This is a genomic window from Atribacterota bacterium (genome assembly GCA_028703475.1).
In the GTDB taxonomy this organism is placed as follows: domain Bacteria; phylum Atribacterota; class Phoenicimicrobiia; order Phoenicimicrobiales; family Stramentimicrobiaceae; genus JAQVMU01.
Genome location: JAQVMU010000125.1, coordinates 1 through 3,025, shown reverse-complemented (window position 1 = coordinate 3,025; position 3,025 = coordinate 1). Strand labels below are relative to the sequence as shown.

Sequence of the window (3,025 nt, the reverse complement as noted above, 5' to 3'; positions counted from 1 at the left end):
TCGATAGAACTTTATAATCCAGCAGCAGATAGTTATGCTGAATAAGAAAAACAAATAATTTATTGAGAAAAATACTTGAATTTTAAAACATAAAGATATTTTTATTAGTGATGTGGGCTAACCTTCTGGTTTTGCCCACATCTGAATTTATTTACCTTTTCAGCAACAGAAACTATAATTTTTTATTGTTACAATGATTATCTACAACAATAATCTATTTTTCTCTCATTTGATTACTGAAAAATATTAGCACCTCAAAATAATTCAGTTATTTGTAATTTTTTTATCCTAAATAAAAAAATTGTATTCTTATCATTTGGAATTTAATTTTTGATTCCTGTAATTCTACTACGCTTCCGGAATTTGTTATGTGATTTCGAGCTTAGTTTCGGTGTATTTCCCCAAAATTATTGTAAAAAATACTTATTCGATGGCTCGAAATTCAGTTTTGATTGCTAAAACCCCCATAATTTGCCATAATATTATTATCTTAATATTAATGTTAAATTCATTATTTAGCCATCTGGATAGCTAATGTCCAATTATTATTTATGTAAAAATATTCCAGTTAGATTAATAAAAAGTTCATTATGAAGGGAATTTAAAATTATGAAAAGTATTTATTTATTATTATTAATTATCATTTGCCTGATGGCTACTATGGCAATCAATGCTGAACAGGCAAGGGGTATTGAAGGCATATGGGAAGGTAAGCTGCAGGTTTCTGGAAGCAGTCTAAGAATTGTTTTTAGAATTATAAAAACTCCAGAGGGAAATTTAACTGCAACCATGGATAGTCCTGATCAGGGAATAACAGGTATACCTGTTGATAAAGTTATACTGAAAGATAATAATTTGTCCATAGAGATAAAGGCTATTGCTGGCATTTATGAGGGAATAATTAACCAGGATTATTCGAAAATTGAAGGAGACTGGAAACAGGCTGGTGTATCTTTCCCTCTTTCACTCCAAAAAATGGAAAAGGCTGTAGAAATATCAAGACCCCAGGAACCAAAAAGGCCTTTTCCTTATATTGAAGAAGAAATCAAGTATAAAAATAAGGAAGCAGGGATTGTTCTTGCCGGAACACTTACATTACCTTCTGAGAAAGGTCTTTTTCCTGCGGTATTGCTTATTAGCGGTTCCGGGCCACAGGATAGGAATGAAATGGTATTTGGCCATCAGCCATTTTTAGTGCTCGCAGATTACTTAACCCGCCAGGGGATTGCTGTATTGAGAGTTGATGACAGGGGGGTTGGAGAATCTACAGGAGATTTTTCTCAGGCTACCAGTAAAGATTTTGCATCTGATGTGCTGGTGGGCATAGAATACCTTAAGAGTCGTGAAGAGGTAAATTCCAGACAAATCGGTTTAATTGGTCACAGTGAAGGAGGATTGATTGCTCCGATGGTTGCAGTTCAATCCCCTGATGTAGAGTTTATTGTATTGATGGCAGGACCAGGGTTGCCCGGTGAGGATATTTTGTATATGCAGAACGAATTAATCTCTAAAGCTGCCGGGATGAGTGAAGAAAAAATTGATAGAAATCGCTATTACAATGAAAGATTATATTCTCTTATAAAAGAAGAGGAAAACAAAGGATTATTAATAGAAAAGGCAACCAGTATTTTTGACGAGTATTTTGCTGAATTAACTCAAGAAGAAAAAAATCAAATAGGTAACAGGGACGAATACGTAGATATCCAACTGCAAAATATGTTATCACCATGGTTTAAATTTTTTCTAACTTATGATCCCAGACCGACTTTGAGTAAGGTGAGTTGTCCGGTGCTTGCCATTAATGGTTCTAAAGACCTGCAGGTCCCACCTAAAGAAAATCTCGAGGCTATTGAAGAAGCATTAATAGCCGGAGGAAATAAGAATTATCTGATTAAAGAATTATCTGATCTTAATCATATTTTTCAGACAGCTGAAACCGGTTCTCCTGATGAATATGCCCGAATCGAGGAAACCATTTCACCGGTGACTTTAGAATTAATAGGGGATTGGATTTTAGAACAAACAAAAAGGTAAATTGATAGAATAGATAATTAATCAGCTAAAATATTATTTCAAATATCAATGAATACAGAATAAAGGAAAGAAAGAAATAATGCCAATAAAAAAATTATTTGAAAAGACAGAAATTAACCAAGTGGTTCTTAAAAATAGATTTGTTCGAAGTGCTACCTGGGAAGGTCTGGCCAACCCGGATGGTTCCTGTAACAATAGAATAAGCGAAATGATATTAGATTTAGCCAGGGGAGAGGTTGGATTAATTATCAGCAGCCATTCCTATGTAAATCCTATAGGACAGGCAGGGAATGGGCAACTGGGTATTTATGATGATAACCTGATAGTTAGCTACCAGAAAATGGTTAAAAAAGTTCATGAAGAAGGTAGTAAGATAATTATGCAGATCAGTCATGCCGGTGGACGAGCAAACAGTAGATCAAATAGGGGAAGGCCAGTCGGACCAAGTCCACTTGAAATTAAGGGATATAGCTGCAGAGAGATAACCATTCATGAAATCGAGCAGACGGTTAATGATTTTACAGCTGCTGCAGTAAGAGCAAAGAAAGCCGGTTTTGATGGTATTCAAATACATGGTGCGCATGGGTTTTTATTAAACCAGTTTCTTTCTCCATTTTTTAATAAAAGAAGAGATAATTATGGAGGAAAGATAGAAAATCGGGCTCGGATAATATTAGAGATAATAAATGCAATCAGGAATGAATTGGGTAATAAATTTGCAATTACCATAAAATTAAATTCAGACGATTTTTTAGATGGAGGATTTGCACCGGTTGAAATGGTGCAGGTTTCATTACTTTTGGAAAAAGCGGGAATTGATGCAATTGAATTAAGCGGAGGAAGTTCGATTAGCAAATATTCCTATTCAAGAATTGGTAGAATCGACCGACCAGAAGAAGAAGTTTATTATCGGGATGCTGCAAAATTATATAAAGAAAGCCTAAAGGTTCCTTTGATATTAGTTGGAGGAATACGTTCTTTTCAAGTTGCA

2 protein-coding genes are annotated in these 3,025 nt (G+C 34.6%); both read left to right on the top strand.

Annotation, left to right across the window (positions count from 1 at the left end; all coding sequences use genetic code 11):
* Positions 1–609: 609 nt before the first annotated feature.
* Positions 610–2,034: an alpha/beta hydrolase gene (locus PHQ99_08445; GenBank protein ID MDD4289600.1), complete on the top strand. Its 1,425-nt coding sequence runs from the start codon at positions 610–612 to the stop codon at positions 2,032–2,034.
* A gap of 79 nt (positions 2,035–2,113) precedes the next feature.
* Positions 2,114–3,025 (top strand): NADH:flavin oxidoreductase (locus tag PHQ99_08440; GenBank protein MDD4289599.1); only part of this gene is annotated, 912 nt, incomplete at its 3' end.

Excerpts from the sequence above, each read along its gene's own strand:
- PHQ99_08445 (MDD4289600.1), top strand. The coding sequence starts at position 610 with ATGAAAAGTATTTATTTATTATTATTAATTATCATTTGCCTGATGGCT.